Origin of the sequence: Arthrobacter pityocampae (genome assembly GCF_002927275.1) — a bacterium.
Classification (GTDB): domain Bacteria; phylum Actinomycetota; class Actinomycetes; order Actinomycetales; family Micrococcaceae; genus Arthrobacter_D; species Arthrobacter_D pityocampae.
In genome coordinates, this window is sequence record NZ_PRKW01000003.1 from 297,929 (window position 1) to 323,478 (window position 25,550).

The 25,550-nt window shown below is 71.5% G+C and carries 16 protein-coding genes and 1 tRNA gene; 3 read left to right on the forward strand and 14 right to left on the reverse strand.

What is annotated here, in order from left to right; translation table 11 throughout:
• Positions 1–234: 234 nt before the first annotated feature.
• Together C4K88_RS07815 and C4K88_RS07820 are read right to left on the reverse strand one after the other, a co-directional pair.
• Positions 235–2,784, reverse strand: a complete 2,550-nt coding sequence (locus tag C4K88_RS07815) for a LuxR C-terminal-related transcriptional regulator (RefSeq protein ID WP_104121074.1) — start codon at positions 2,782–2,784, stop codon at positions 235–237.
• Positions 2,781–5,552 (reverse strand): helix-turn-helix transcriptional regulator, encoded by a 2,772-nt coding sequence (locus C4K88_RS07820; protein ID WP_104121075.1) that lies wholly within the window; start codon positions 5,550–5,552, stop codon positions 2,781–2,783. Before C4K88_RS07820 ends, C4K88_RS07815 begins: the two co-directional genes overlap by 4 nt.
• 351 nt (positions 5,553–5,903) lie before the next feature.
• Between C4K88_RS07820 and C4K88_RS07825 the strand changes: the two genes are divergently transcribed.
• The gene (locus C4K88_RS07825) at positions 5,904–7,217 is read left to right on the forward strand and encodes a UDP-glucose dehydrogenase family protein (RefSeq protein ID WP_104121076.1); all 1,314 of its coding nucleotides are present in this window, start codon (positions 5,904–5,906) and stop codon (positions 7,215–7,217) included.
• An 83-nt stretch (positions 7,218–7,300) separates the two neighbouring features.
• Here the strand turns inward: C4K88_RS07825 and rfbA are convergent, their stop codons facing one another.
• The 5 genes from rfbA to C4K88_RS07850 all read right to left on the reverse strand — a co-directional run bounded on the left by rfbA (position 7,301) and on the right by C4K88_RS07850 (position 12,047).
• Positions 7,301–8,194 carry a glucose-1-phosphate thymidylyltransferase RfbA gene (rfbA, locus tag C4K88_RS07830; protein ID WP_104121292.1) on the reverse strand — a complete coding sequence of 298 codons (894 nt, stop codon included), beginning with the start codon at positions 8,192–8,194 and terminating at the stop codon, positions 7,301–7,303.
• A 48-nt stretch (positions 8,195–8,242) separates the two neighbouring features.
• Positions 8,243–9,670: a sugar nucleotide-binding protein gene (locus C4K88_RS07835; protein ID WP_104121077.1), complete on the reverse strand. Its 1,428-nt coding sequence runs from the start codon at positions 9,668–9,670 to the stop codon at positions 8,243–8,245.
• Between the two features lie 4 nt (positions 9,671–9,674).
• On the reverse strand, positions 9,675–10,673 hold the full coding sequence (rfbB, locus tag C4K88_RS07840) for a dTDP-glucose 4,6-dehydratase (protein ID WP_104121293.1): 999 nt from the start codon (positions 10,671–10,673) through the stop codon (positions 9,675–9,677).
• 128 nt (positions 10,674–10,801) lie between these two features.
• On the reverse strand, positions 10,802–11,386 hold the full coding sequence (pth, locus tag C4K88_RS07845; protein WP_104121078.1) for an aminoacyl-tRNA hydrolase: 585 nt from the start codon (positions 11,384–11,386) through the stop codon (positions 10,802–10,804).
• A 10-nt stretch (positions 11,387–11,396) separates the two neighbouring features.
• Positions 11,397–12,047, reverse strand: a complete 651-nt coding sequence (locus tag C4K88_RS07850; RefSeq protein ID WP_104121079.1) for a 50S ribosomal protein L25/general stress protein Ctc — start codon at positions 12,045–12,047, stop codon at positions 11,397–11,399.
• A 349-nt stretch (positions 12,048–12,396) separates the two neighbouring features.
• On the opposite strand from C4K88_RS07850, the gene C4K88_RS07855 reads away from it, so the two are divergent.
• On the forward strand, positions 12,397–12,768 hold the full coding sequence (locus C4K88_RS07855) for a VanZ family protein (protein ID WP_104121080.1): 372 nt from the start codon (positions 12,397–12,399) through the stop codon (positions 12,766–12,768).
• 334 nt (positions 12,769–13,102) lie between these two features.
• On the opposite strand, the gene C4K88_RS07860 is transcribed toward C4K88_RS07855, so the two are convergent.
• The 5 genes from C4K88_RS07860 to C4K88_RS07880 form a co-directional block, all read right to left on the reverse strand.
• Complete coding sequence (locus C4K88_RS07860; RefSeq protein WP_146065651.1) at positions 13,103–15,811, reverse strand: helix-turn-helix transcriptional regulator; 2,709 nt, start codon at positions 15,809–15,811, stop codon at positions 13,103–13,105.
• Positions 15,808–18,513, reverse strand: a complete 2,706-nt coding sequence (locus C4K88_RS07865) for a LuxR C-terminal-related transcriptional regulator (RefSeq protein ID WP_104121082.1) — start codon at positions 18,511–18,513, stop codon at positions 15,808–15,810. Before C4K88_RS07865 ends, C4K88_RS07860 begins: the two co-directional genes overlap by 4 nt.
• Before the next feature lie 200 nt (positions 18,514–18,713).
• Complete coding sequence (locus C4K88_RS07870; RefSeq protein ID WP_104121083.1) at positions 18,714–19,694, reverse strand: ribose-phosphate diphosphokinase; 981 nt, start codon at positions 19,692–19,694, stop codon at positions 18,714–18,716.
• Positions 19,691–21,220: a bifunctional UDP-N-acetylglucosamine diphosphorylase/glucosamine-1-phosphate N-acetyltransferase GlmU gene (gene glmU / locus C4K88_RS07875; protein WP_277621640.1), complete on the reverse strand. Its 1,530-nt coding sequence runs from the start codon at positions 21,218–21,220 to the stop codon at positions 19,691–19,693. Before glmU ends, C4K88_RS07870 begins: the two co-directional genes overlap by 4 nt.
• Positions 21,221–21,292: 72 nt before the next feature.
• A tRNA-Gln gene (locus tag C4K88_RS07880) sits at positions 21,293–21,364 on the reverse strand.
• 150 nt (positions 21,365–21,514) lie between these two features.
• Here C4K88_RS07880 and C4K88_RS07885 point away from each other — a divergent pair.
• Positions 21,515–22,045, forward strand: coding sequence for a hypothetical protein (locus C4K88_RS07885; protein ID WP_146065652.1), 531 nt, complete (start codon positions 21,515–21,517; stop codon positions 22,043–22,045).
• Here the strand turns inward: C4K88_RS07885 and C4K88_RS07890 are convergent.
• Entirely contained in the window at positions 22,020–23,564 is a 1,545-nt protein-coding gene (locus C4K88_RS07890) for a dynamin family protein (RefSeq protein WP_104121085.1), read from the reverse strand. The genes C4K88_RS07885 and C4K88_RS07890 overlap by 26 nt on opposite strands.
• Positions 23,561–25,447: a dynamin family protein gene (locus C4K88_RS07895; RefSeq protein WP_104121086.1), complete on the reverse strand. Its 1,887-nt coding sequence runs from the start codon at positions 25,445–25,447 to the stop codon at positions 23,561–23,563. Before C4K88_RS07895 ends, C4K88_RS07890 begins: the two co-directional genes overlap by 4 nt.
• Positions 25,448–25,550: the final 103 nt, after the last annotated feature.

Consider the following 25,550-nt stretch of genomic DNA (forward strand, 5'->3'; position numbering starts at 1 on the left):
CGGTCCGTGCCTGCGCCTCGAGCGCACCTCGTCTCCGTGTGCTCCGTCATTGCCCATCCCCATCGACCGCATGACTGGTCCTCGACACCCCCAACCCGCCTCGGGAAGGGTCGCCACCTTCTACGTTGGTTTCGCCGAATCATACGCGAGATCATCTGGTTGTCTACCCGCATCGATACTTCAGGGATGTCCGGCGAGTCGCTCATGGCGTAGGGGCGCGGTCGGCTCCGGGGGTCAGGGAGCAGTCTGCAGCGGATCCGCGCGGAGCCCCCGGACCTCCCTGACCTCCCGGACAAGCTGGGCCCGTCCGCTGAGGCCGAGCTTCGCGTAGGTCCGGTGCAGGTGCCCCTCGACGGTGCGCACCGAGACGTACAGCGCCTGCGCGATGTCCCGGTTGCTCTCGCCGGCCGCGACCCGCCGCGCCACGGCCGCCTCGCTTCTCGTCAGGTCCGCCAGGCGTTGAGCGCCTCCCCGCACCTCGAAGTGCGTACCGACGAAGGGCGCGCTGTACCTGCGGAGGCGCCGTGCCACGGCGCGGGCCTCCGCCGGCGTCCCGGGCTCTCCCCGAACCTCCCCGGCGCGGAGGGCCGCGGTCAGGGCGATCAGCGGGAGGCCGACGGCGGCGGCGCGGTCCGCGATCGACCCGAGGGCGGCGCCGTTCCCGGCCCCGGTGGCCCCGGCGAGGTCGGCGAGGACCAGGGCCTCCTCCCCCTGCAGATCCGCGACCACCCGGGCCAGGCCGTCGGTGGCGCCTGGCACGCCGAGCAGGACGGCGAGCACGAGGAGATCCTTCTCGCAGGTCCGCAGCCCGGCCGGCCGCGCGTGGGCGAGCAGGGCGGCGAAGGGCGCGGGCCGCTGCGGCGCACCGGGCCCGGGCTGCTGCGGCGTACCGGACTCGAGCGAGCCGGCTGCCGCAGCATACGCGATCCCCAGGATCCCGAGGTCCAGGCGCCCACGGGCCGGCAGCGCACGGTGCTCCGCGAGCAGCGCTGCCGCCTGTCCCGTCTCCCCGAGGACAGCCGCACCCCAGGAGGCCACTCCCAGGGCGTACGGCAGCAGGAGGTGCCGGTCCCTCCGCATCCGCGTGAGCCCCGGCACCAGGGCCCGCATGCCGTCCCGCACGTCCCCGCGTCGCACGAGCACGATGCCCCGCAGCACCTCCCCGGCACCGAAGGGCAGCACGGCCGTCTCGGCGTCCGCGAGGGCGGCGAGCGCCTGCGTGGCCGCACCGGTGTGGGCGAGGACGAGGACGTGGTGGGTCAGGACGTCCTCGTACAGGTGGGCGAGGGGGTACGGGTCGGCGAGGACGGCGTCGAGCGCGGCCCGGGTGCACTGCACCGACTCGACCGCCCGGCCCAGCATGCCCAGGGCCCCACCGTGCAGGGCGAGGGTAGCGGCGCGCGACGCCGTCCCGCGGGCCGGGTCTTCCGCCGGCAACTCCCCGAGCACGTCCTCCGGGCGGCCCTGATCGAGGAAGGCCTGCGCCCTCGCAAGTTCCGCCGGCCATCCTGCATCCCGTCCGGCGAGCACCTCACCGGCGTCCACCGGGCGGACGCCGGCGGCGGGCGGACGCGCGCGGTCGACGACGGCAGCATGCCCGTCCCCACCGGGGACGGCCCGCATGAACCGCTCCGACGTCTCCGGCAGGCCCAGCGCGGTGGCGACCCTGGCGGCGTCGAGGAGCACCGCGGCGTCGACGGGCGCCCCGGCGTCGAGGGCCCAGTCGAGGTGGCGGAGGCGGTGGCACTGGTAGGGCGGGAGGGTGGACGCGAGATTCACGACTCCCGCGTGCAGCAGGGCCTTCCGCCCGAGCGGCAGGGTGGCCCGGAGCACCTCCCCGTACAGTCCGTGCCGGAGCGTCAGGTACCCGGCGTCGGCGGGGTGGGCGGTCACGAAACGCTGGTCGATCAGGGCGCGGACGGCGTCGACTCCGGCGAGGCGTTCGACCTCGGAGGCGGGGACCGCCCCGCCGAGAGCCAGGACGTCCAGGACGGCGCGCTGCGCCTCGGGCAGCGGAGCGAGGACCGAGGCGACGAGATCGGTGAGCGCACCGGTGGGCGGGTGCCGGATCAGGTCCAGCTCCGGCTCCGGGTGCCCGTCCGGTCCGGGACGTGCGGCCGTCGCGGCGGCGTGGTCGAGGACCGCCCTGAGCAGCATCGGGTTGCCGCCCGTGGCCTCCCGGAGGCGCAGCAGGGCACGGGCTCCCAGCGGCGCGGGCCCCGCCGCCGCGGACCCCAGCGCGAGGCCGGCCACGGACCGCAGCGTGGCGTCGGCGAGCGGTTCCAGCTGCATGCGGTCGAGGTAGCCCTCATGGGCCAGGGCGTTGAGCCCGGCGGCGGGGGCCAGGGCGTGGTCGGTGAAGGCGACGAGGCGGATCCTGCCGGTGACCACGAGCTCCGTCAGCACGTGGGTGGTCTCGTCGTCGAGGAACTGGGCGTCGTCCACCAGCACCACTCCTGGGCGGCCGTCGGCTCCGCGCAGGCGCTGCCGTGCGGCCCGCAGCACGGGGAAGGCACTGGCGAGGTCCGGTGCGGGGACACCGGCAAGGACCTCGTCGAGGGCCCCGTAGGGCACGGAACGCAGGGCGCGGGAGGCACGCACCACGTGGGCACCCCCACCAGGCGGCAGCGAGCGCTCCAGGGTGCGGAGCAGCCAGGACTTGCCCATGCCGGTCTCACCGACTACCAGGGCCCCCTGCCGGCCCTCCCACTGCAGCGCCCCGAGCAACGCGTGGACCACGGATTGCCGGCAGGGCAGCTGGTCCTCGGTGCGGAGGAAGTTCACCGTGGGCCGGGCTGGATGAGGTCGGCGAGTTCGCTGCGGGTGCGCAGGTGGAGCTTGGAGAAGATCTGGTAGAGGTGCCCCTCCACGGTGCGGGTGCTGACGCCCATCATGAGGGCGATGCTCCGGTTGTTCTCGCCGGCGGCAACCAGCTGCGCCACCTCCCGCTCGCGCCGGGTGAGCTGCTCGAGGGCGACGCCCAGCTCCATGTCCGAGGTGTCCCCGAAGAGCCCGCGTGCCCGCCGCTGGACGTCCCGGAGTGCGCCGCGAGCCCCGGAGAGCTGCGCCGTCTGCACCGCCTGGGCCGCGCAGTCCCGGGACAACCCGTGGTCGCCGGCGAGCGCCGCACTCTCCATCGCCTGCGCGAACAGTTCGGCGTCTGACGCCCCAACGGCCTTCGCGTACAGTTCGCACGCGGACCCGTAGACGCCCTCCACGCGGGCCGCCGCCGTCGCCAGTGCCGCGGCGGCGCGCGTGGTCCCCGACCGGACCTCGGCCAGTCGGTGCAGCATCGCCGCAAGGAACGCCCCCTGCGCCTCGGCCGACTGCGCGAGGAGCCGGAACCGTGCGGCAGTCTTCGGCTGAGGGTGGCGCGGCCCCGCGGCCACCGCGTGCAGGTGCTCGGCCACGGCGGCGGCAAGCCACGACGCCGGCCGTCCGGTCTCCGCCCGCGGCAGGTGCCCGGGCGGCGCCTCGCTCACCCCGTTCCGGGCGTCGGTTGCGGCGAGTGCCGCGGATGCCAGGGGCAGGAGGCCGTGCGGGTCCAGGACCTCGAGTTGCCGTGCCACCGGCAGGAGGAGTTCGCGCGCGTCGTCGGGCCGGCCGAGGAGTACCGCCCCCATACCGGAGACGAAGTCCTGCACCAGGTCGGGGCCGGCCGCGGACGACGCCGCGCTGGACGCCGGCCCCCCCGCGGTGGCTGCGTCTCCCGCGGAGTCGGCGGTACCCGCCGCGTAGCGGGCCACGGCGAGGCGCAGCCGGGTGACGTCGCGCACCCGCCGACCGGGCGCGGACGCATCGAGGCGCCCCTGGACCGCGTGGGCCAGCCCGACGGCGGCGAGCTGCTGGTCCGTCACCGCGAGGGCCTCGCACAGCAGCCCGTCGGCGAGGACCTCCTGGTCCGGGGTCCACCCGGAACGGTCCGTCCCGTGCAGGAGGCCGATGACCGCCGGGTAGTCGCCCGCGAACGCAGCGTCCTCGGCGCGCCCGATGGTCAGGTGCCCTCGGCACTCGAGGAGCTGCTGGTCGAGCCCCCCCGAGGTCCCGGGGTGCTGCTCCGCGCCCGCCAGGAGTCGATCTGCGTCGTCGAGCAGCGCCCCCCGAGCGTCCCGGAGGCCGCTGGTGAGGCGGGACGCGCGGCTGCGCAGCAGGAGCAGTGCCACCCGCAAGGGGATGGGCACGCCGTCGGTGGATTCCGGGCGGTCCGCGAGCAGGGCTGCCGCCTGGTCGCCGCGCCCGAGGTCGAGGGCGGCGCCGGCGGACGCCAACAGGCGCTCCGGGGTGCCGTCGGCGTGGAGGGACGCCCAGAAGAACGCCCGCTCCGGGCGCCCGAGGAAGGCACAGCGCGCTGCCGCCGCGAGGGACAGGCCCGTCGGGACCGGGAGGCCGGCGGCGAGCAGCCAGTCGGCGTGCAGCAGAGGGTCCAGCCCTCGTGGATCGAATGCGGCAGCAAGCACGGCGTACAGCGTCGCGGTCTCCTCCGCGGTCGTCTGCTCACGGATCGCGGCGGCGACGAGGGGCGAGCGCAGGGACACGGTATCGGTTCCCCCGCTCGTCCCGGAGACGGTGAGCGGATGCAGGGCGTCGAGGTGGACGGCTCCGTCCCCGGGCAGGGCGGCGGCGGGAGCCTCGATGCCGGGGTCACCGGACTGCGCCGCCGGCACACCGGCGAGGTGCCGGACAACGGCCGTGGGCAGCGAGCCGGCGAAGGCGAGCGTCCGCACGATCCGCTGCTCACGCTCATGCAGGGCCTCAAGCAGGGACCGGGTTCTCGTCCGCAGGTCGTCGGAGACGAGGATCCGGTCCGAGGCGGTGACCCAGGCCCCGCCGCGCAGGGCGAGTCCCCGGTGGGGCAGTTCCTCGAGGGCCGAGGAGAGGAAGCGGGCGTTACCCTCGCTCGAGCGGTCCAGCAGGTCGACGGCGGGGGGCGACACCGGGGCCCCGAGGACCGCCTCGGCGATGGTGCGGATCTGCTGCCGGGTCAGGCGCGGTAGGTCGAAGCACTCGAGGTCGCCGTCGCGCCACAGGTCGGAGAAGGCGCTGTTCATGGTTCGGAGCGCTTCGGCGGTGATCACCAGGGACGCCGCCCCGGCCACGACCAGACGGCTGACGACCATGGCGGACTCGGCGTCCAACTGGGCTGCATTGTCGATGGCGAGGAGCACCGGGCGGCCACCGGACTGCTCCTCGAGGAGGGCACGGACCCCCCGGATGATGGTCAGCGGATGCTGGGTGTCCCCGGACTCCAGCTCCGCCAGCAGGAAAGCGATGGCCCGGTAGGGCTCGGCGGATGCGCGGGTGGACGCCCAGATCCGCACCACGTGGTGGGTCCGGGATGCTCGGTGGGCCACGGTCCGCAGCAGCGCCGTCTTGCCGCGTCCCTCCTCGCCGAGAAGCGCGGCGCCGACGGCTCCCGGCATCTGGAGGCGCCGCAGCACGGCGTCCACCAGATCCGTCCGGGTGGCGACGAAGGCCTGCTCCCCCCGCAGATCGGCCGGCGCGCCGGTGGCGGGCGCGGCCGTGCCGCTGAAAGCGTGTGTTCGAGACTCCACGATGGTGCCGTCCTGTTCCCCAGAGAATGCAGCGAAAGACCTGCACTCACACTAGGAAGACCGCGTGCTGCTGACACGAGTGGGATCTACCGGCGTTCACGGGGGCCTACTCGCAGGCACCACGGCGAAGCTCGAGGAACTACTCGCGATCATGGGTCTGCGCTACGTGGGGCCAATGATGAACCACGGAGGGACCCTTGGCCGCAGCTGCTGCCGGGCTCGGCGCACCGCCGTCATTGAACGCCGTGAATTCACCGCCCGTTCAGTCCCTCCCCCTCTACGCTCACCCGGAATCTACTTCGCCCCGTTAGCGTCAACCCGGATCAGTCCTTCTCTCAGGGAGTACCCAGCATGCGTATCTCGATCATCGGGTGTGGTTACCTGGGGGCGGTCCACGCGGCGTGCATGGCGAAGCTGGGGCACGACGTCGTCGGGATCGACACCGACCTCCGGAAAATCGGGGAACTCCAGTGCGGCCGCGTCCCCTTCTTCGAGCCTGGCCTGCCCGAGCTCCTCGAGGAGGTCCTCGGAACAGGTCGGCTGAAGTTCAGCTCCAGCATCGACGACGCCAAGGGAGCGCAGGTCCACTTCCTCTGCGTCGGAACCCCTCAGCGGAAGGGAGAGTACGCAGCGGACATGCGCCACGTCGACGGAGCGTTCGCCTCTCTCCTCGACTGTCTCGAACCCGGCAACATCGTGGTGGGGAAGTCCACCGTGCCGGTCGGGACCGCGGCACGGCTGGCCGAGGACCTCGCCGGGCGTCACCCTGATGCCGTGCTCGCCTGGAACCCCGAGTTCCTCCGCGAAGGCTTCGCCGTGAAGGACACGCTCTCCCCTGACCGGTTCGTCTACGGCGTGCCCGACGGCGAACCCGGCGCCCGTGCGACGGCGGCGCTCGATGACGTGTACAGCACACCGCTCTCCCTCGGTACCCACCGCCTCGTCGCGGACTACGCGACCGCCGAACTGGTCAAGGCAGCCGCGAACTCGTTCCTGGCCACGAAGATCTCCTTCATCAACGCCATGGCCGAGGTGTGCGAGGTGACGGGCGCCGACGTGACGGTCCTGGCCGACGCCATCGGCCTGGACGAACGGATCGGCCGCAGGTTCCTGAACGCGGGGATCGGCTTCGGTGGCGGCTGCCTCCCCAAGGACATCCGGGCGTTCATGGCCCGCGCCGGAGAGCTCGGAGCAGATCAGGCGCTGACCTTCCTGCGCGAGGTGGACGCCATCAACGTGCGGCGCCGTCTGAGGGCCGTCGAACTGACCCGCAGGCTCGTGGGCGGCTCGCTCCTCGGCAGGCGCATCACTGTTCTCGGAGCAGCGTTCAAACCCGACAGCGACGACGTCCGCGACTCCCCCGCCCTCAATATCGCCGCCCAACTGCAGCTGCAGGGAGCGGAGGTGACAGTGACGGATCCCCAGGCGATCGACGGCGCACGGCTCCGCTTCCCCGAGCTCACGTACGAACCAGACACGGTTGAAGCCGTCTCGGGCGCCGACGCACTCCTCCTGCTGACGGAATGGGAGGAGTACAGGACCCTCGATCCGGAGCGCGTCGCTCGGCTCGTGCGCACCCGGACCATCCTCGACGGGCGCAACGTCCTCGACGCCCAGGCCTGGCGCACAGGAGGGTGGACCTACCGGGGCATCGGGAAGCCGTGACCGTCTGCGACCGTCGGTGGAGAGCCCTCACGCGATACGTCCGGCTCAGGTGAGCCTGATGGACCGGGGCCAGACCCATTGGGCTATTCGGCCGTCTCGGTCCGAGGTGACTCCGAGATGCCGAGCAGGGACAGCAGGTACCTCCCGTATCCGCTCTTGACCAGTGGGGCGGCGACGGCTTCGAGGTCGGAATCGCTGAGGAAACCCTGCCGCCAGGCGACCTCCTCGGGCGCGCCGATCTTGAGTCCCTGGCGGTGCTCCACCGTCCGGATGAAGATCGACGCATCGCTCAACGATTCGAAGGTGCCGGTGTCGAGCCACGCTGTTCCTCGCGGGAGGATCTCGACCTGGAGACGGCCCTGGTTCAGGTACTCCCGGTTGATGTCCGTGACTTCGAGTTCCCCGCGCGCAGAGGGCGTCAAACCCTGAGCGATTCCGACGACGTCATTGTCGTAGAAGTACAGCCCTGGGATTGCGAAATTGCTCCTCGGGACTTTCGGTTTCTCCTCGAGGGATATCGCCTTCCCGGAATCGTCGAGCTCCACGACTCCGTACGCGGACGGGTCGGCGACCTGGTAGCCGAAAATGGCCCCGCCGTCGATGTCGGCGAAGCGGCGGAGTTGGGTGCCCAGTCCCTGACCGTAGAAGATGTTGTCGCCCAACACGAGCGCAACCGAATCACTGCCGATATGGTCCTTGCCGAGGATGAACGCCTGGGCGAGCCCGTCGGGTGAGGGCTGCTCGGCATAGGTCAGAGTGACCCCGAACCTGCTGCCGTCACCCAGGAGCCGTCGGAACTGTTCGGTATCGTGCGGCGCCGTGATGATCAGGATGTCCCGGATGCCCGCGAGAATGAGCGTGGACAGCGGATAATAGATCATCGGTTTGTCGTACACGGGAACGAGCTGCTTGCTGATTCCCAGGGTGATCGGATGAAGTCGCGAGCCGGTCCCACCGGCGAGAATTATCCCACGCATGCCCTGATGATGGTCCATTTATGGAGCCTCCACAAACACCCGCGCCCTTTACCTGGTGCGAGGCCCCCGCAGGGGCCCGACATAGGACCTCAGCCGCTCGGAGGACAATGCGGGCACGAATCCTGCCGCTTTGAGTTTGGTGAGGTCGAGGGTGCTCCGCAGCGGGCGGGGTGCGGCCTGCGTGCCGGCGAAGTACTCCTCGGTGCTGACGCCGGTGACGTCATTCCGGGCCCTCCCGCACAGCGCGTAGACGTCGGCGGCGATGTCCGCCCAGCTCTGCGGCTCGCCGTCGCAGCTGACGTTGTAGGTGCCGTACGGCGCGCCGGTCGCCAGCAGGTGCAGGATGGCGCCGGCGAGGTCCTCGGTGAAGGTCAGGCGCCCCACCTGGTCGTTGACCACGCGGGGCGTGATGCCCCGGCCGGCAAGGCCCGCCATGGTGCGGACGAAGTTGTCTCCGTCGCCGATCACCCAGCTGGTCCGCAGGATGTAGTGGCGCGGCACGGTCGCGACGATGGCGTCGCCCGCGGCCTTGGTCTGCCCGTACACCCCGAACGGTGTGAAGGGCTCCGTCTCCGCGTGCAGGTCCCGGGTGCCGTCGAAGACGTAGTCGCTGGAAATGTGGACGAGTCTCAGGCGGTGCCTGCTGGCGACCCGGGCGAGGGCGGCGACTCCGGACACGTTGACGGCCCACGCGGCGGCGCGTCCCTCCGGGGTCTCGGCGGCGTCGACGGCCGTGTACGCGGCGGCGTTGATGATCGTCTCGTACGCCGCCCACGGGCGGGCGGCCTCGATGTCGCCGAGCAGGTCAAGGTCACTCCGGGACGCGAATTCGACGGACGGGTGGTCGGCGAGGGCGGCACGCAGGGCCGTGCCGAGCTGCCCGTCGGCCCCGACGACGAGTGTCTTCCGCGGCGCCAGGGGGGTGACGTCGGCCAGGCGCGGGTGGGCGCGGTCCTTGGCGGAGAGTTCGGCGTCGGCCAGCGGGACAGGCCAGGGGATCGCGGCCGTCTCGTCGGCGAGATTCAGGAACACGTACTGGTCCTGGGCGTCGGCGGACCAGTGGTCGTTGACCAGATACGTGTAGGCGGTGCCGTCCTCGAGGGTCTGGAACGCGTTGCCCACGCCGCGCGGGACGAAGATCGCCGTCGAGGGATCGAGTTCCGCGGTGAACACCGCGCCGAAGGACGGCCCCTCGCGCAGATCCACCCACGCGCCGAACACCCGCCCGGTGGCCACGGAGATGAACTTGTCCCACGGCTCGGCGTGGATGCCGCGCGTGGTCCCGGCGGTTTCGTTGAAGGAGATGTTGTTCTGCACCGGCCCGAAATCCGGGAGCCCGGCCGCGGTCATCGTCGCGTGCTGCCAGTTCTCCTTGAACCAGCCACGATTGTCCCCGTGGACCGGCAGGTCGAAGAGGAGAACGCCGGGGATGGGCGTCTCGCGGGCTGTAAGAGGCTTGGCGAAGATCGGTCCCATGGTCCTACTGCCCCTGTCCGGCGTATTTGGTCTCGGTGGCGGCCTTCTGCGGGCGCCACCAGTCCTCGTTGTCGCGGTACCAGGCGATCGTCCGGCGCAGACCGTCCTCGAAGTGGTCGAACTCCGGCGTCCAGCCGAGCTCCGTGCGCAGCTTCGTCGAGTCGATGGCGTACCGCAGATCGTGACCCGCCCGGTCCACCACATGCTCGTACGCGTCCGCCGAAAGGCCCATCCCGGTGAGGATCAGCTCCACGACCTCCCGGTTGGAGCGCTCCCCGTCCGCCCCGATGAGATACGTCTGCCCGATCTCCCCCCTGGTGAGGATGGTCCACACCGCGGAGGAATGATCATCCGCGTGGATCCAGTCACGCACATTCAGGCCCTCGCCGTAGAGCCTGGGCCGCACGCCGTCGATCACATTGGTGATCTGCCGGGGGATGAACTTCTCCACGTGCTGGTAGGGCCCGTAGTTGTTGGAGCAGTTGCTGATCGTCGCCTCGACCCCGAAGGAGCGCACCCACGCCCGGACCAGCAGATCCGACCCGGCCTTCGTCGAGGAATACGGGCTCGACGGGTTGTAGGGCGTGCTCTCGGTGAACCGCGCCGGATCATCCAGCGCCAGGTCCCCGTAGACCTCGTCCGTGCTGATGTGATGGAACCGCACCCCGTACCGGCGGGCGGCCTCCAGCAGTGTGTAGGTGCCGATGATGTTCGTCTCGAGGAACGGCCGCGGATCGTGCAGCGAATTGTCGTTGTGCGACTCCGCCGCGTAATGCACCACGGCATCCGCCCGCTCCGTCAGCCGGTCGACGACGGCGGCATCGGTGATATCCCCGACCACCAGCTCGCACCGGTCCGCCGGCAACCCCGCCAGGGACGCCGCATTACCCGCGTACGTCATCTTGTCCAGCACCGTGACCGACACGTCCGTGTGCTCCATCAGGTAATGCACGAAATTCGACCCGATAAAGCCGGCACCACCGGTCACCAGAAGATTCTTCACGTTCTGCACTGTACGGGCAGTCGCCCTCCGGGGCGCCAGCGACCTCGCGCCTGGGGGCTGAACGAGCTCATGAGGCCGGACGCACGGTCTCGAGGGGTCCGGTGATGCGCCGGTCGGAGCCCTGCGGCCTACTTCGTGGGATGGAACTTCTGCTGGGCTTCCAGCAGGCCGTCGCGGATGAGGAGCTCGACGGCGTCCGCGGCGTCGTCGAGCAGGAACGGCAGTTCCTTCTTCTCGACGGTCCCGAAATCCTTCAGCACGAAGTCCGCAGCATCCTGGCGTCCGGGTGGACGCCCTACGCCCACGCGTACGCGGTGGTAGTCCTTGGTGCCGAGGGCCTTGCTGATGTCACGGAGGCCGTTGTGGCCGCCCTCCCCGCCGCCGAGCTTGAGCTTCAGCGTGTTGAAGGGGATGTCGATCTCGTCGTGCACGGCGACCACGTGATCGGGTGCGATGTCATGGAAGCGGGCCAGCGCGGAGACCGGGCCGCCGGTGATGTTCATGTAGGTGAGCGGCTTCGCCAGGACCAGGCGCGGACCGCCGATCCCCAGACGCCCCTCGAGGGTGACCGCCTGCGCCTTCGAGGACGTGAAGCGGCCGCTCATTCGGGAGGCGAGGAGGTCGAGGACCATCTGGCCCACGTTGTGGCGGTTGCCGGCGTAGCCGGGCCCGGGATTCCCGAGCCCGACTACGAGCCAGGTGTCGGAGGACACCGATCGTTACCTACTTCTCGTCGGCGTCGGTGACGACGGCGTCAGCGTCGGCATCGCCGGCGGTCGCGCCTTCGGCGATGGCCTCGGTGTCGGCGTCGGTCTCCTCGGTCTCGCCCAGGTCCTGGACGGTGGGGGCCATGACGTTGACCACGAGGGTCTCGGGGTCCGTGAGGAGCGTGACGCCCTGGGGCAGCACGATGTCCGAGGCGTGCACGTGCTCGCCGATCTGGTGGCCCTCGACGCTGACGGTGAGGGTCTCGGGCAGGTGGGTGGCTTCGGCCTCGACGAGGACCGTGGTGGCCTCGAGGTTGAAGACGACGTCGGGAGCAGGCTCGCCCTCGACGTGGATGGCGACGTCCACCTGGACCTTCTCGCCGCGGCGGACGGTCAGGAGGTCGAGGTGCTCGACGATCCGCTTGAGCTGGTTGCGCTGGATGTCCTTGACGAGGGCCAGGTGGTCCTCGCCCTCGATGTCCAGCGTGAGCAGGGCGTTCGGGGTGCGGACGGCCAGGGTGGTGGCCTTGGCGGGCAGCAGGACGTGGATGGGATCCGCACCGTGGCCGTAGATGACCGCGGGGATCATGTTGGCGCGGCGGGCCTGGCGGGCCGAGCCCTTGCCGAACTCGGTGCGGACGTGTGCTGCGAGCTTCTGCTCGGACATGGCTTCTCCTGAAACGATTGCGGCTCCCCGCGCGGTTGCGGGAGCACTGGGACACTAGCCGGGGCGGAAGGAACACGCGAGTGGGCAGTCGTCTAGAAACCAGTCGAGTCGCTAGCCACCGTCGATCACGGAGTACGGCCGGACATCATGCGATCCGGCCCGCTCCCTCGCCTAGGCATCGCGATCCATCCTACAGGACCGGGGGTCACGGACCGCGCCGGACCGTGAGCCATACTGAATCCACTTTCCGCGGCCATCCGGCCTCATACCCGAAGGATCTTCCCTGAGTACTGCGCCGCTTCCCTCCCCGAGGGTCCGCACCGCAGCCGCACTCCTGTGCACGGTGTGGGTGCTGACTGTCGCATCGATCGTGCTCTGGCCGACGCCGGTGGACCAGGCCGTCGGTGGGGCGGTGCGCCTCGTGCTGGCATCACTGCACGGACGCGGCCTGCCGGTGTCCGTCTCCTACGGTGCGGTCGAGTTCGCGGCCAACGTGCTCATGTTCATACCACTTGGCCTGTTCTGGTTCGTCCTCACGCCGCGGGGCTGGCGCTGGGCGGGGCCCCTGGCAGGATTGGGCCTGTCGATCCTGATCGAAGCCATGCAGTTCGCGCTGCTCCCGGAGCGGGTCGCGACGCCCTGGGACGTGCTGGCCGATACCGCCGGTGCGGTCTGCGGGACGCTGGCGGCCTGGATGCTGATAAGGGCACACCACGGCTGAACGGCGTCGGCTCATGAGCCGTACAGCGCATCACGCGCCCCTCGTGGGTGATGCCAGGCTCCACGCCTCGGCCTGCACAGGAAGGGGCCAGCGGCAGCTGGGGACGGAGTCTTGGTCTCAGGAAGACTCCTTTGCCGCTGGCCCCGATCCGGGACCCGCACTTTCTGCGAGTAAGAGCCGAAGCCCTCGGGTCGAACCCTGATCGGTTCAACAAATGCAACCCTACGCAGACCGTAGGAGCCGCTCACCAGTACGCACTACTCCAGTTTGTCCGGCCGACTACCTAAGCCGATCCTGCCGACTACTCGTGCATCAACGCCGGCCACAACTGCAGTCAGTGCTCGTCGTCGTACGCCTTCATCTCACCCTCGAGCTCCTCGCGCGTGGTGATGCCGAGCTTGCCGTAGATGCGGTAGAGATGGCCCTCCACCGTCCGCGTGGACAGCACGAGCGTCTCCGCGATGGCGCGGTTCGAGGCCCCGTTCGCAGCGAGCCGCGCGATCTCGCGTTCCCGGGTCGTCAGATCGTGGGAGCCGCGCGTGTCCCCCTCCTCGTGCGCCACGACTCCCTCGAGCAGGGACTGGCGATGGCGCACGGCCCGCAGCGCCATCCGCCGCGCCCGGCCGTCGCCCTCCTCCTCGAACAGGCGCATGGCTCGTGCCGAGGCCTCTGCGGCGAGGGGGATCTTCTGGATCTCCTCCGCTCGATCCGCGACCGCGAGCAGGGCGTTGGCATCGCGGTCCGCCTGCGCGTGGGCGAACCGGGAGAGGACCTGCGCCTCCGCGCCCTCGAACTGATCGGCGAGCTCGGCGAGGCGCCACGTCCGGGCCGTGTCGCCGAGCACCGCCAGGAGTTCCAGCATGTCCTTCTCGCACGAGCGGAAGGACGCCTCCCGGGCCGCATCGGCCAGGGCCTCGAGCCCTCCGACGTCCGCGGGGGCGTCGGTCCCACCGGTGCCCGCCGCAGCGAGGAACGCCTGCCCGAGGAGGAGCAGCGGGCGGCTGCCGATCGAGGCCACGCCCGCGAACTCCTTCTCGAAGACAGCAACCGCTCCGTGGTCCCCCAGCGAGTGCGCGGCCCACGCCGCGACCCCGAGCGCGTAGGGCAGCAGCATCTCGGAGTCGACCCGCCGGAGGCATGCGAGGGCCGGCTCGAGGAGGGTCAGCGCGGTGCGGAACTTCCCGCGGCGCGCCTCGAGGACGGCCTCGAGGGCCGCCAGCGGACCGGCGATGTACTCGACGCTCACCACGGGCCGCTGCCGGTACTCCTCGAGGACACCCTGTGCAGCGGTGATCTCGCCCGCATGGATCAGGGCGCTGACGTAGCGTGCCACGAGGCGCGGCCGCAGATACTCGAGGTTCCCATGGGAGCGGTCCACGGCGTCGACGGCGGCCCGGATGCCGGCCAGGGCTGTATCGCACTGGCCGAGGGCTGCATCGATCTCACCGCGGAAGAGGAGCAGGAGGACCGGCAGCGACGATTCGGATTCCGCGTTCGGAGGCGCGAGGACGGCGTCGAAGGCATCTGCCTCGGCGAGGGCGGTGTCGAACTCGCCCTCGAGGATCCATCCGAACAGGTGGAGCAGCCGCAGGCCCTGCCCGGCCCGCTCCCGCTGGTCCGCCTGCTCCACCGACTCGGCGTCCTCATCACCGAACACGGCGACCAGCCGCTCCGCGCACGCGTCGGCGATCGCGTGGATGCCACGCGGGTCGTCCCCGCGCTGCACGCAGGCCAGCGCCTTCAGGGCCGCGGCATCCGCGGCGACCACGGGCCTGCCCGGATCCGCCAGGACCTGATCGAGCAGCTCCACGGCGACGGCGTACTCGCCGAGGCCTACCCGCACCCGGGCCTCCTCGACCCCTCCGGCGGACTCCTCCCCCGCCGCCCGAGCAGCCCGCGCGAAGCGCAGGGCGGACTCCGTACTGGAGACGTGCGCCGCGGTGCGGGCCGCCGTCAGGAGGATGTCCGGCGGCACGGCCATGCCGCAGTCGAGGGCCCAGTCGAGGTAGTCGATCATGCCGTCGTCCACGGCGGGGGGTACCACGGCGTCGTCGAACAGGCGCCGGCGCAGGTCCGCGCTGCGCCCGGCGGGGACGAGCGCCCGGAGAACGCGCGTCATCATCGGGTGGGCCACCCTGAGGTCCGTGGAGGACGAGTCGCGGGGGCGCAGGAGGCCGCGCCGCACGAGCTGCTGGGCCACGACGTCCTCCTCGATGGCCGCCAGCTGCGTCTGTGAGATCCCGCCGCTGAGCGCCACCACCTCGTAGGCGGTCCGCTCCTGCTCCGTCAGTTCCCGGAGCACGGTCTTCGCCAGGTCCATGAGGGGCGGGGCCGGTGGATGGAACCGGCCGGACAGGCACCACACGCCGTCCTGCTCCACGAGCTCCCCGGTAGCTGCGGCGTGGTCCAGCAGCGCGCGCAGCATCAGGGGGTTCCCCGCGCTCTGCCGGGCGAGGTAGTGGCCGGCCCCCCGGGACAGGCGCCCGCCCTGGATCGCCTCGCACAGGGCGACGGCGTCCTCGTCCTCGAGGCCGGAGAGGTCCACCCTGCTGATGAATCCATCCGTGTAGAGGGAGAACAGGTCTCCGGTCCGCGGCGGCAGGCCGTCGGAGAAGAGGACCACCTTGATGATGCGTGAGATGACCAGCTGGGTGAGGATGTGGCTGCTGTCGTCGTCGAGGTACTGTGCGTCATCGACGACGACGACCGCACTCCGGCCCTCGGACGCCGCCCGGAAGTAGGCCACGAGGGCGCGGAGCGCGGAGAGGGACGAGTCGAGGGTCTGGGGCGTCGCGTGGGAGAGGTAGGGGCCGAGCGCACCGTAGGGCACCTCGGCGAGGTTCTCCGTGGCCCGGACGAGGAAGAACCGGGTCTGCTGCGGGTCCCCCATGGTCACGAGCTGTCGGGCAATGGCGCTCTTGCCCGTCCCGAACTCGCCCACCACGAGCGCCCCGTGCAGATTGGGGTGGGACAGCGTCTGGGTGATCGCCGCCAGGGGGCCCTGAGCCCCTACGAGGGGCACCCGCCCGCCGTTGACGCTCATCCGAGCGGCGCCGGGAACAGCTCTGCAAGCTGGGAGCGGGAGGACACGTGCAGTTTCGAGTAGATCTGGTACAGATGCCCCTCGATGGTCCGCACGGACACGCACATGACCTCGGCGATCTCCCGGTTCATGAGGCCGCCCACCGCGAGCTGGGCGATCTCCGCCTCCCGCGGGGTGAGGCAGTCGAGCCGGGACGCCGGGCCGTCGGGGTCGAGGTCGGCCAGGACACGGCGCACCCGCTGCTGGACCTCGCGCACCGTCGTCTTGTCCCCCGCGGCCCGTGCCGCGTGAAGGGCCGAGCGTGCGGCATCCCGCCCGAAGTTCTGGTCCCCGCCCTCGGCGGCCAGGTCCATGGCCTGCAGCAGCACCTCGGCGTCGCGGTGGTTCACGCCCTTCGCGAACGTCTCGCACAGGAGGGCGTAGGGTCCCTGCACGCGGGCGGCGATGTCGGACAGCTCCGCCAGCACCCCGCTGCTGCCGAGCCGCACGGCGCTGGTGAACGCGGAGAGCGCGAAAAGGGAGGCGCCGCGCTCCGCGTCGCTGCGCCCCAGTGCCTGGAGCTGCCGTGCGGCGTCGGGCTTCGCCTCCCGCAGCCCGACACTGAGCAGCTGCAACTGCGAGGCGATCCGGCGCACGAGCCACGGATCACCCGCGGTGGGCTCCGCATGCACCAGCAGGGGGATGGCGGCCTTGATGTCATCGCCCACCGAGTAGCAGTAGGCGATGGCCGAGGCGGCGAGGGGCAGCACGCGTTGCGGGTCACCGACCCGCAACTGGTCGAAGGCCGGCGCCAGGACCGCCAGCGCCTCCGCCGGCGTCCCGTACCGACCGCGGACGAGCCCCAGGGCCAGCTGGACGGCGGAACTGTGCAGCACCGCGCCGCTGTCGCCGTCCGTCAGGCGGAGCCTGTGGGCGCCCTGCCCCCAGCACCCCGTGGCACTGTAGATCGCAATCAGCCGCAGGTAGGCGAGTTCCCGGGTGCGGGCGGCGACGTCGAGCTCCTGCAGGCGGTCCGCCACGGCATCGGCGAGCTGCAGCGCGTCCAGCTGGTTCTCCAGCATGGCCCAGGCCTCGGCCAGCAGGACGTCGGCGGCGATCCCCTGATCCGTGCCCAGCAGGGCGCCCGCCGTTCGGAGGGACAGCACAAGATCCCGCGCCTCCGCGAACCGGCCCAGCAGGGAGGCGATCTCCGCGCGGGCGATCACCACGTCCGCACGGAGCCGGGCGCGGTCCTCGGAGCCGAGGCCGGCGTCGGACTCCAGCCGTTCCTCCGCCTCGTCGAGGGCGCCCTCCACCCCGCCGAGCCCCAGGCGGTGGCGCAGGAAGACCCCGGCGAGGAGCAACGGCACTGCCTCCGCGGCCGACGCGCCGTCGAGCAGGGGCGCGGCGAGCAGCAGGCCGTTGCCGGCGTCCTCGAAGCGTCCCACGAAGGTCAGGGCGCGGAGTCGCTCGACGGCGACGGCGGCCGAGGAACGGTAGGCGTCACCCAGCCCCGCGTACTCGGCGGCGGCGCCGAACCGGCCGGCCCGGTTCGCGGACCGCGCAGCCGCGAGCAGGAGGGCGGGCGGGACCGGCCGCTGGCACTTCAGGAGCCACTCCGCGTGCCGCTCGGGGTCGAGCAGGTCCCCGGTCGCGGTGCCGTCGACCCACCGTCCGTACAGGTCACCGGCGTGCTGGGCGGACAGGGATGCCGCGATCCCGGCGCCGATCACGGGGTCGCGGAACTCGATGCCCTCCTGCTCGCGGTGCCGCACCGCGAGCAGGCCGCCGCTCTGGAGGGCGTCCAGGTCGGCGCTGCTGGCGATGGACCGCGCGACCGGCAGGGGCAGCTGCCCGGCCAGGGCGATGACGTGGGCGATCTCCTGCTGCGCGGGAGGCAGATCCTCGAGGACGAGCTGGACGGCCTCGGCGATCTCGGTGGGCACGGGCACGACGCCCGGCAGGAGCACCCACGTCCGCCCGTGCAGCACGACGCTGCGCCCGCGGACGGCCCGGATGGAGGCCTGGAGGAGGCGGGCGTTGCCGCCGCTCATCCGGTACAGCAGCGCCGCGGCCTCCGCACTCACCGGCCCCTGGAGCTCTGCCGCCGCGAAGTCCCGCGCCTCCAGGGCATCGAACGGGGCGAGATCGAACCGGTGCAGGGAGCCGTCCCGCCACAGACCGGCCAACTGGGGGTCCGCCGAGGCGAAGTCCTGGGAGGTCAGCAGCACACTGGCCGTCCCGCCGAGGACGAGCTGCCCGATCAGGGCCGCCGAGGACGCATCGAGGTACTCCACGTTGTCCACGGCGAGGACCGCGCGGCGTCCCCGCGCCTGCTGGTTCAGGTAGTCCCCGACGGCGCGGAGCACCATCACGGGGTGCTCGACGACGTCCCCCTCGAGTTCCGACAGGAGGAAGTTGACCGACCGGTAGGCCTGGTCCCGGAACCCCCTGGACCCCCGGATGCGCACGACGTACAGGGGTTCCGCGCTGGAGGCCAGCACCTGCTGGACGACGGCCGTCTTGCCGACGCCCGCCTCGCCCACGAGGACGGCACCGACGGACCCGGGGGTGCTGAGGGCGGCCTCGACCGCCGCGAGGACGTCCGCGCGGCCGACGAAGGGGAACGCGTCGTCGAGCGCGGGCGTCAGGCCGGGGCCTGCGGAGGAGCGCTGGGGGGCAGTGGATCGAGCACGTGACACGCCCTGGCCGTTCGCAGCCATAGGACCACATCCTAGTATCGAGGGGGGTCGTTCGCCTCCGAGCCTAGGTAGGGTCAGGATGTGCTACACGAGTAGCACTTACGGGAGTTACCTCCCTCCTACTCGAATTCCATCCGTGAAAGTACTGAGTATCTACTCAGTTTCTTCCGGTGCGTGCTACCTGCCCGGGCAGCCGGTGCGGTGCGGCTGCCCGGGACCGGTCAGGAGTTGCCGTCGAAGAGGCTGGTGACCGAGCCGTCGTCGAACACCTCGCGGATGGCCCGGGCGATCAGCGGGGCGATCGACAGCACCGTCAGCTGCGGGAAGCGCTTCTCCGAGGGGATCGGCAGTGTGTTGGTGACCACGACCTCGCGGGCCCCGGATTCGGCGAGGCGGCGTGACGCCGGCTCCGAGAAGACCGCGTGGGTAGCCGCGATGATGACGTCCTTGGCGCCGGCGTTCTTGAGCACCTGCACGGCGCCGGAGATGGTGCCGCCGGTGTCGATCATGTCGTCGATCAGCACGCAGGTGCGGCCCTCGACCTGGCCGACCACCTGCTTGGAGACGGCCTGGTTGGGGACCGTCAGATCGCGGCTCTTGTGCACGAAGGCCAGCGGCGCGCCGCCGAGGCGCTCCGCCCACTGCTCGGCCACCCGGACGCGGCCGGTGTCCGGGGAGACGACGGTGACGTTGTCGGCGTCGACGCGGGAGCGGATATAGTCCGCGAGCAGCGGGATGGCCATGAGGTGGTCCACGGGGCCGTCGAAGAAGCCCTGGATCTGGGAGGTGTGCAGGTCCACGGACATGAGCCGGTTGGCACCGGCGGTCTTGTAGAGGTCCGCGACGAGGCGCGCCGAGATGGGCTCGCGCCCGCGGCCCTTCTTGTCCTGGCGGGCGTAGGGGTAGAACGGGGAGACGACCGTGATGCGCTTGGCCGAGGCCCGCTTCAGGGAGTCGATCATGATGAGCTGTTCCATGAGCCAGTTGTTCAGCGGGGCCGGGTGCGCCTGGATCACGAAGACGTCCGTGCCGCGCACGCTCTCCCCCGAGCGCACGTAGATCTCGCCGTTGGCGAAGTCGTAGGCGGAGACCGGCAGCAGCTCGGTGCCCAGCCAGGACGCGATCTCCTCCGCCAGCTCGGGGTGCGCGCGCCCCGAGGCCAGGACCAGCTTCTTCTCGCCGTGTGCGGTGATCTCGCTCATGCCTGCGTGCTCTTCTCTTCGGTGGGGGTACTCGTGGGGGATTCTGTGGTGGTTCCGGCGGAGGGGGCTTCGGCGGCCGCGGTCGCGGAGGCGGTGCCGGGGCGCTTCGCGGCCACCCAGTCGGGGATGTTCCGCTGGGCTGCGACGGACAGGGCGAGCGAACCGGCCGGGACGTCCTTCCGGACCACGGCGCCGGCGCCGGTGTAGGCGCCGTCGCCCACGCGCACCGGGGCCACGAACACCGTGTTGGAGCTGGTGCGGACGTGGGAGCCGATCTCGGTGCGGTGCTTGTTCACGCCGTCGTAGTTGGCGGTGATGTTGCCGCAGCCGATGTTGGTGTACTCGCCGATCTCGGCATCCCCGGCGTACCCGAGGTGGGACAGCTTGGAGCCGCGGCCGATCGTCACGTTCTTGGTCTCGTAGAACGCCCCGATCTTGCCGTCCTCGCCGAGGACCGTGCCCGGGCGCAGGTAGGTGAACGGCCCCACGCTGGCGCCGGCGCCGATGCGCGCGCCGCTGCCGTGCGTGCGGACCACGTGCGCGCCCTCGCCGATGACGACGTCCGTGAGCGTGGTGTCCGGGCCGACGACGGCGTCGCGCGCCACGGTGGTCCCGCCATGGAGCTGCGTGCCGGGCAGGACGGTGACGTCCTCGTCGAGGACCACGGTGGCGTCGATCCAGGTGGTGGTCGGATCCACGACCGTTACGCCGGCCAGCATCCACCGCTCGACGGTGCGGCGGTTGAGTTCGGCGCCGAGCGCGGCGAGCTGCACGCGGTCGTTGGCACCCTCGACCTGCCAGCGGTCCTCCTGCACGACGGCGGCGACGCGTCCGCCGCCGGCCCGGGCGATGGCGAGGACGTCCGTCAGGTACATCTCGCCCTGCGCGTTGGAGGCGTCGACCTGCGTCAGGGCGTGCCGCAGGACGGCGGCGTCGAAGGCGTAGATGCCGGAGTTGACCTCGCGGATGGCGCGCTGCTCCGGCGAGGCGTCCTTGTGCTCGACGATCGCGAGGACGGTGCCGTCCTCGTGGCGCTGGATGCGCCCGTAGCCGGTGGGGTCCTCGAGGATGGCCGTGAGCACGGAGACGGCGTTGGCCTCGCCGTCGTGGACGGCCACGAGGTGCTGCAGCGTCTCCGCGGTGAGCAGGGGGACGTCGCCGTAGGTGACAACGACGGTGCCGGTCACGGGGCTCCCGGCGCGGGCGTCGAGGCCCTCGAGCGCCACCTGCACGGCACGGCCGGTGCCCGGCAGCTCGTCCTGGTCGATCAGGACGGCCCGGGGGTCGAGGCCGCTCACGTGCTCCGCCACGCGGTCCCGCTCATGCCGGACGACGACGGCGAGCTCCTGCGGCTGGAGGGCGCGCGCGGCCCGCAGGGCGTGGCCGATCATGGAGATGCCGCCGATGGGGTGCAGGATCTTGGGGGTCCGCGATTTCATGCGGGTGCCCGCGCCGGCGGCGAGGACGATGACGGCTGCCGGGACCCCGGTCTCCCCTGCGTGCGTGGTTTCGTCCTGGTGGCTCACGAAGAAGCACTCCTACCTGTAGGTGACCGGCGTACGCGGCGGGCCGGCCGGTCCGGCCGGCACCTCCCAGCGTTCCGCCCATAGGATTCGAACCTATACTCCACAGCTCCAAAGGCTGGGGTGCTGCCGTTACACCAGGGCGGACCGCGACGTGCCCCGGTGATCCGGAGCAGGTGCGCACGGTTATCTAGTTTGCCATGCCCGCGGGACTTTGCCATGACGGGCACCGCCGCCGGGCGGACCCGCCCCCGAGGTGCCATTGAAGCCCTCCCGCTGCGGGGCTAGATTACGATCATGCGTCCTCCCCGGCCAGAGATGTCCAACGCTGTTCCGCCGCCCGCGCTGAAGACGGCGCCCCCTCCCCCGCTGGTGCGCTACGTGGGCGCGCTGTGGCTCATCGGCGCCGCGGTCGGTGCGGCGGCGCTCGTCTTCGCCTACCTGGACCGCGATACGCACCTGGCCGGTCTGCGCGACACAGCCGCCGGCCTCGACGCCGCCGCGGACGCGGCCCGGCTCGACCAGGTCGCCGCGATCGCCCTCTGGGGCACGCTCGCGCTCTATGCGGTGGTGCTGGTGGTCGAGGCCCTCCTCGTCCGCCCGCTGCTGCGGGGCGCCGGCGCCGCACGCTGGGCGCTCCTGCTGATGCTCGCGCTCAACACCGGCGCCGTGGTGCTGGTGTTCGTCTTCCTCGGCGACGGCTCGGCGGACTTCCAGCCCACGGTCCACCTGGCGGGTGTCCAGCTGGCGGTCGCGGCGCTCGCGGTCCTCCTGGGCCTGCTCCCGCCGGCGTCGCGCTGGTTCAGGGACGCGCGCCCCGGACGCTGACGGGTTCGCCCCTCGGTTCCGGCTCAGCCGCCGGATCCGTCTGCACCGAGGCGCCGTCCGGGCCGGCGCGGACCACAAGTTCCTCGCAGGTGCGCACCACGAGCTGGCATGCCTCCTGGGCCCCTCGGTTGGTCAGCGGATTCTCGGCCAGCACGCGCCACCGGTGCAGCCGCTCGAGCGCGGCAGTCCGCACCTGGCCCGGCCCGGCACCCGGCGCCAAACCGAGGCGGTCCGCGGCGGCCGTGCCGGAACCCCCGACCAGGCGCTCGGCGTCGGCGGTCGCCGGCGCCGGCAACTGGACGCGGCCGGCCCGCAGTGCGGACAGCAGCGTCAGTTCGTTCAACTCGTGGGCGGAGGCTGTGATCCTCTCGATGCCGGCGTGCAGCCGTGCGGCGGCGTCCCGGGGGTGCGCGGCGAGGATCACCTCGAGTCCGGTCAGTGCCGTCCGCACCCGCAGGGCGATGGCCCGCGCGTGGAACTGCCGGGTCATGAGCGTCAGCAGCTGGTCGAGCCCGCTGCGCCGCGCCAGCTCGTGGGCCAGCGCCGTCGCACTGTCGGAACCGCCGCGCACCAGCGCGGCGCCCAGCCGCAACCCGAACATGCCGAACCGGTCCAGGAGGCGTGCCGCGTCCTCCGCCGCGATGCCGAGGTCCGCGCTCGCCGCGACGAAGCGGTCGGCCGAGATCAGGGTGCGCTCCCGTTCGGTCCGCTCCAGCGCCGCCAGCGCCGCGAACACCCGGAACTCCGCCTGCCGCAGGGTCCGCGCGCTCTGGGCGAGCAGGCCGGCCATGGGGAGGACGTCGAGCACCAGCGACCTCAGGGATGCGTCGGCCCGGTAGCGGTCGGCGATGCGGGAGGCGGCGATCAGCGAATCGAGCCGGCCTGCGCCCACCTCGTCCGCGCGGGAGAGGACGGCGAGCGCGTTCACGGTACCCGAGCGGGCGGCGCTGGTGTCGTGGAAGGCTTCGAGGAACAGCAGGTCGGAGGCGTGCAGGTGCCGCATCAGGTAGATGACGGCGTCGGCTTCGGACGGGGCGTCCTCCGGGGTGAGGAACCGCGTACTGCGTGCGGAGACGTCCGTGGACAGGGAGGCGATGCCCGGGGTGTCGATCAGGGTCATGGCGCGCAGGTTCTCGGCCGGCCAGTCGACCACGAGGCGCGCCACGTCCTCGGCCTGCTGCCCGCCGAGGTCGAGCACGAGCCGTCCGTCCACCCGGGTGAGGGGCAGGGGCCGCGGCTCCCCGTCGACGGGATGCAGGATGATCCGCGGCGTCGCCGCATAGCGGTACCAGGTGACGATGCGTGTGCACTCGCCGGTGTCGGTGGGGGCGATCTCCTCGCCGATGATCGCGTTGAGGAGCGTGGACTTGCCGGCCTTGACCATGCCGGCGACGGCGACGCGCAACGGCTCGCGCAAGCGCTGCGCGTACCCCTCGAGCTCGGTGCGCACGCCGGGGTCGTCCGCGTAGACCTGGAGCGCGTCCGCGAGCAGGGCCTCGACGGCACCGCTGTCCGTCATGCCTTCGCCTGCACGGCACCGGTGGGGGTAGCGTCGGGTGCGCCGTCGGGCTGTGCGGACTGCGCCGGGGCGGCGGATTGCGCGGGCTGTGCGGGCTTGGGGACGAGGCGCGCGGCCTGCGCGCGCAACCGGTCGATCGCGGCGAGCTGGCCCTTGAGCTCCGTGATCCGCGCCTCGCGTTCCTGCCGGAACGTCGACGCGGTCCGCTGCGCCGCCGCGACGGAGTCCGCCAGGGAGCGGTGGTGTTCCTCGGCGATGGCCCCGAAGTGGTCGCGGATCTCGCGCTGAACGAGCCGCAGCCGGTCCTTGAGCTGCTTGCCCACCTGGAACACGACGTCGTCCATCTGGCGCCGCACCAGGGACTTCGCCTCGGCCTGCCGGCGCTTGAGGCGTGCCTCCTTGTCCTCGCGGTACGCCTTGCGGCCGAGCAGGAGCCCGGCGCCGACGGAGAGCGGGTTGATCAGCGACATCCCGATGATGCCGGTCAGCAGGCCGAACATCAGCACGCCGCCGTAGGATCCCCGCATGCCGATCAGCACCTTGCCCGCGGCGCTGACGCGCCCGGGGTCGAGGAACGGCACCTCCTCCACGGGGGCGAGGACGCCGTCGGTGCTCGAGACCTCCAGCAGCGGCAGGGGGACCTCGTCGAGCGCGAACAGCTCGGCCACCTGCTCGGCGAGCCATTGCGAGCGTTCACTCGTCCACACGAACGTGTCGGACACCGCGGAGGCCACGCGCTGCTCGAGCCATTCGGCGAACTGGTCCCAGACGGGCCCGGGATCGCCGTCGTCGATGGCGGCCTCGGCTTCCCGCTGGATGGACCGGAGCCGCTCCCGGAGATCATGCTCCATGTCGCTGATGAGATCGGTCGCGCCGTCGTTGAGGGTGGTCTGCCAGCGCGAGGACCGCTTCCGCTGCTGGTCGGCTCGTTCCCTGGCCTCCTCGAGGTCGGCCAGGAGCAGGGGCACACCGTCGGGGTTCTCGAGCGCCTGCAGTTCGGTCGTGACCGAGAGACGCAGGTGGTCGGCCGTGGACAGCAGATCCTGGGCCACCGACGTGCGGCGGAGGGACTGCGCCTTGCCCACCACCTCGTTGCGCAGGTAGCCGATGAGCTCCGGGAAGCCCGACTCGCGGTTCAACTCCACGTCCTTGGCCTGCGTCGCGAAGAGGCGGAGATCGGAGGACACCGGGATGAGCGGAGCGGTGATGCCCGCTCCCGAGAGGTGACCGCGGTCGAGATCCGCGACGGTGCGCCACTGCGGGTAGAGGTCCGTCTTGGACAGCACGCAGCCGACGTTCGGAACGATCCGCGTGGCCTGCTTCAGGAAGCGCAGCTCCGGTTCGGTGTACTCCTGGGAGGCGTCCGAGACGAGGAGCATGGCGTCGGCCGTGGGCAGGGCGGTGAGGGTGGTCAGGGCGTGGGCCGATTCGAGGCCTCCCACCCCGGGCGAGTCGATGACCGACAGCCCGTCGGCCAGCAGCCGGCGCGGGAGCCGGACCTCCGCCGAGGCGAGGCCCTGCCGGTTCGACGGGTTGCCCCGTTCGGAGACATAACCGGCGATGTCCTCGAGGGCGACGTCCCGGCGTTCGACGGCGTCGCCGTCCGTGCGGGGCATCACGACGGCGGCGCTGGCGGGATCGCCGAAGCTCACCACGGTGGGGACGGACGTGGCGATGTCGTCGTCGACCGGGCAGACCGGGGCGTTGACGAGCGCGTTGATGAGCTTGCTCTTGCCCTGCTTGAACTCCCCCACCACGATCACGCGGATGTCCGGGTTCGCCAGGCGTCCCAGTGTCTGCTCCAGCCGCAGGCGCAGGTCGGTGCGGTCGCCCGTGGCGACCAGCGCCAGGCCGCTCTTCACGAGCGGAATCAGATCATCCATGTTGCACTCCCCAGTGAGTTGTTCCTATCAGACCACGGGCAAGCCCAACGGGAACAGCGTCCCGTTGGGCTTGCCTGCGTTGTGCTGTGATCAGGCGGTCCTG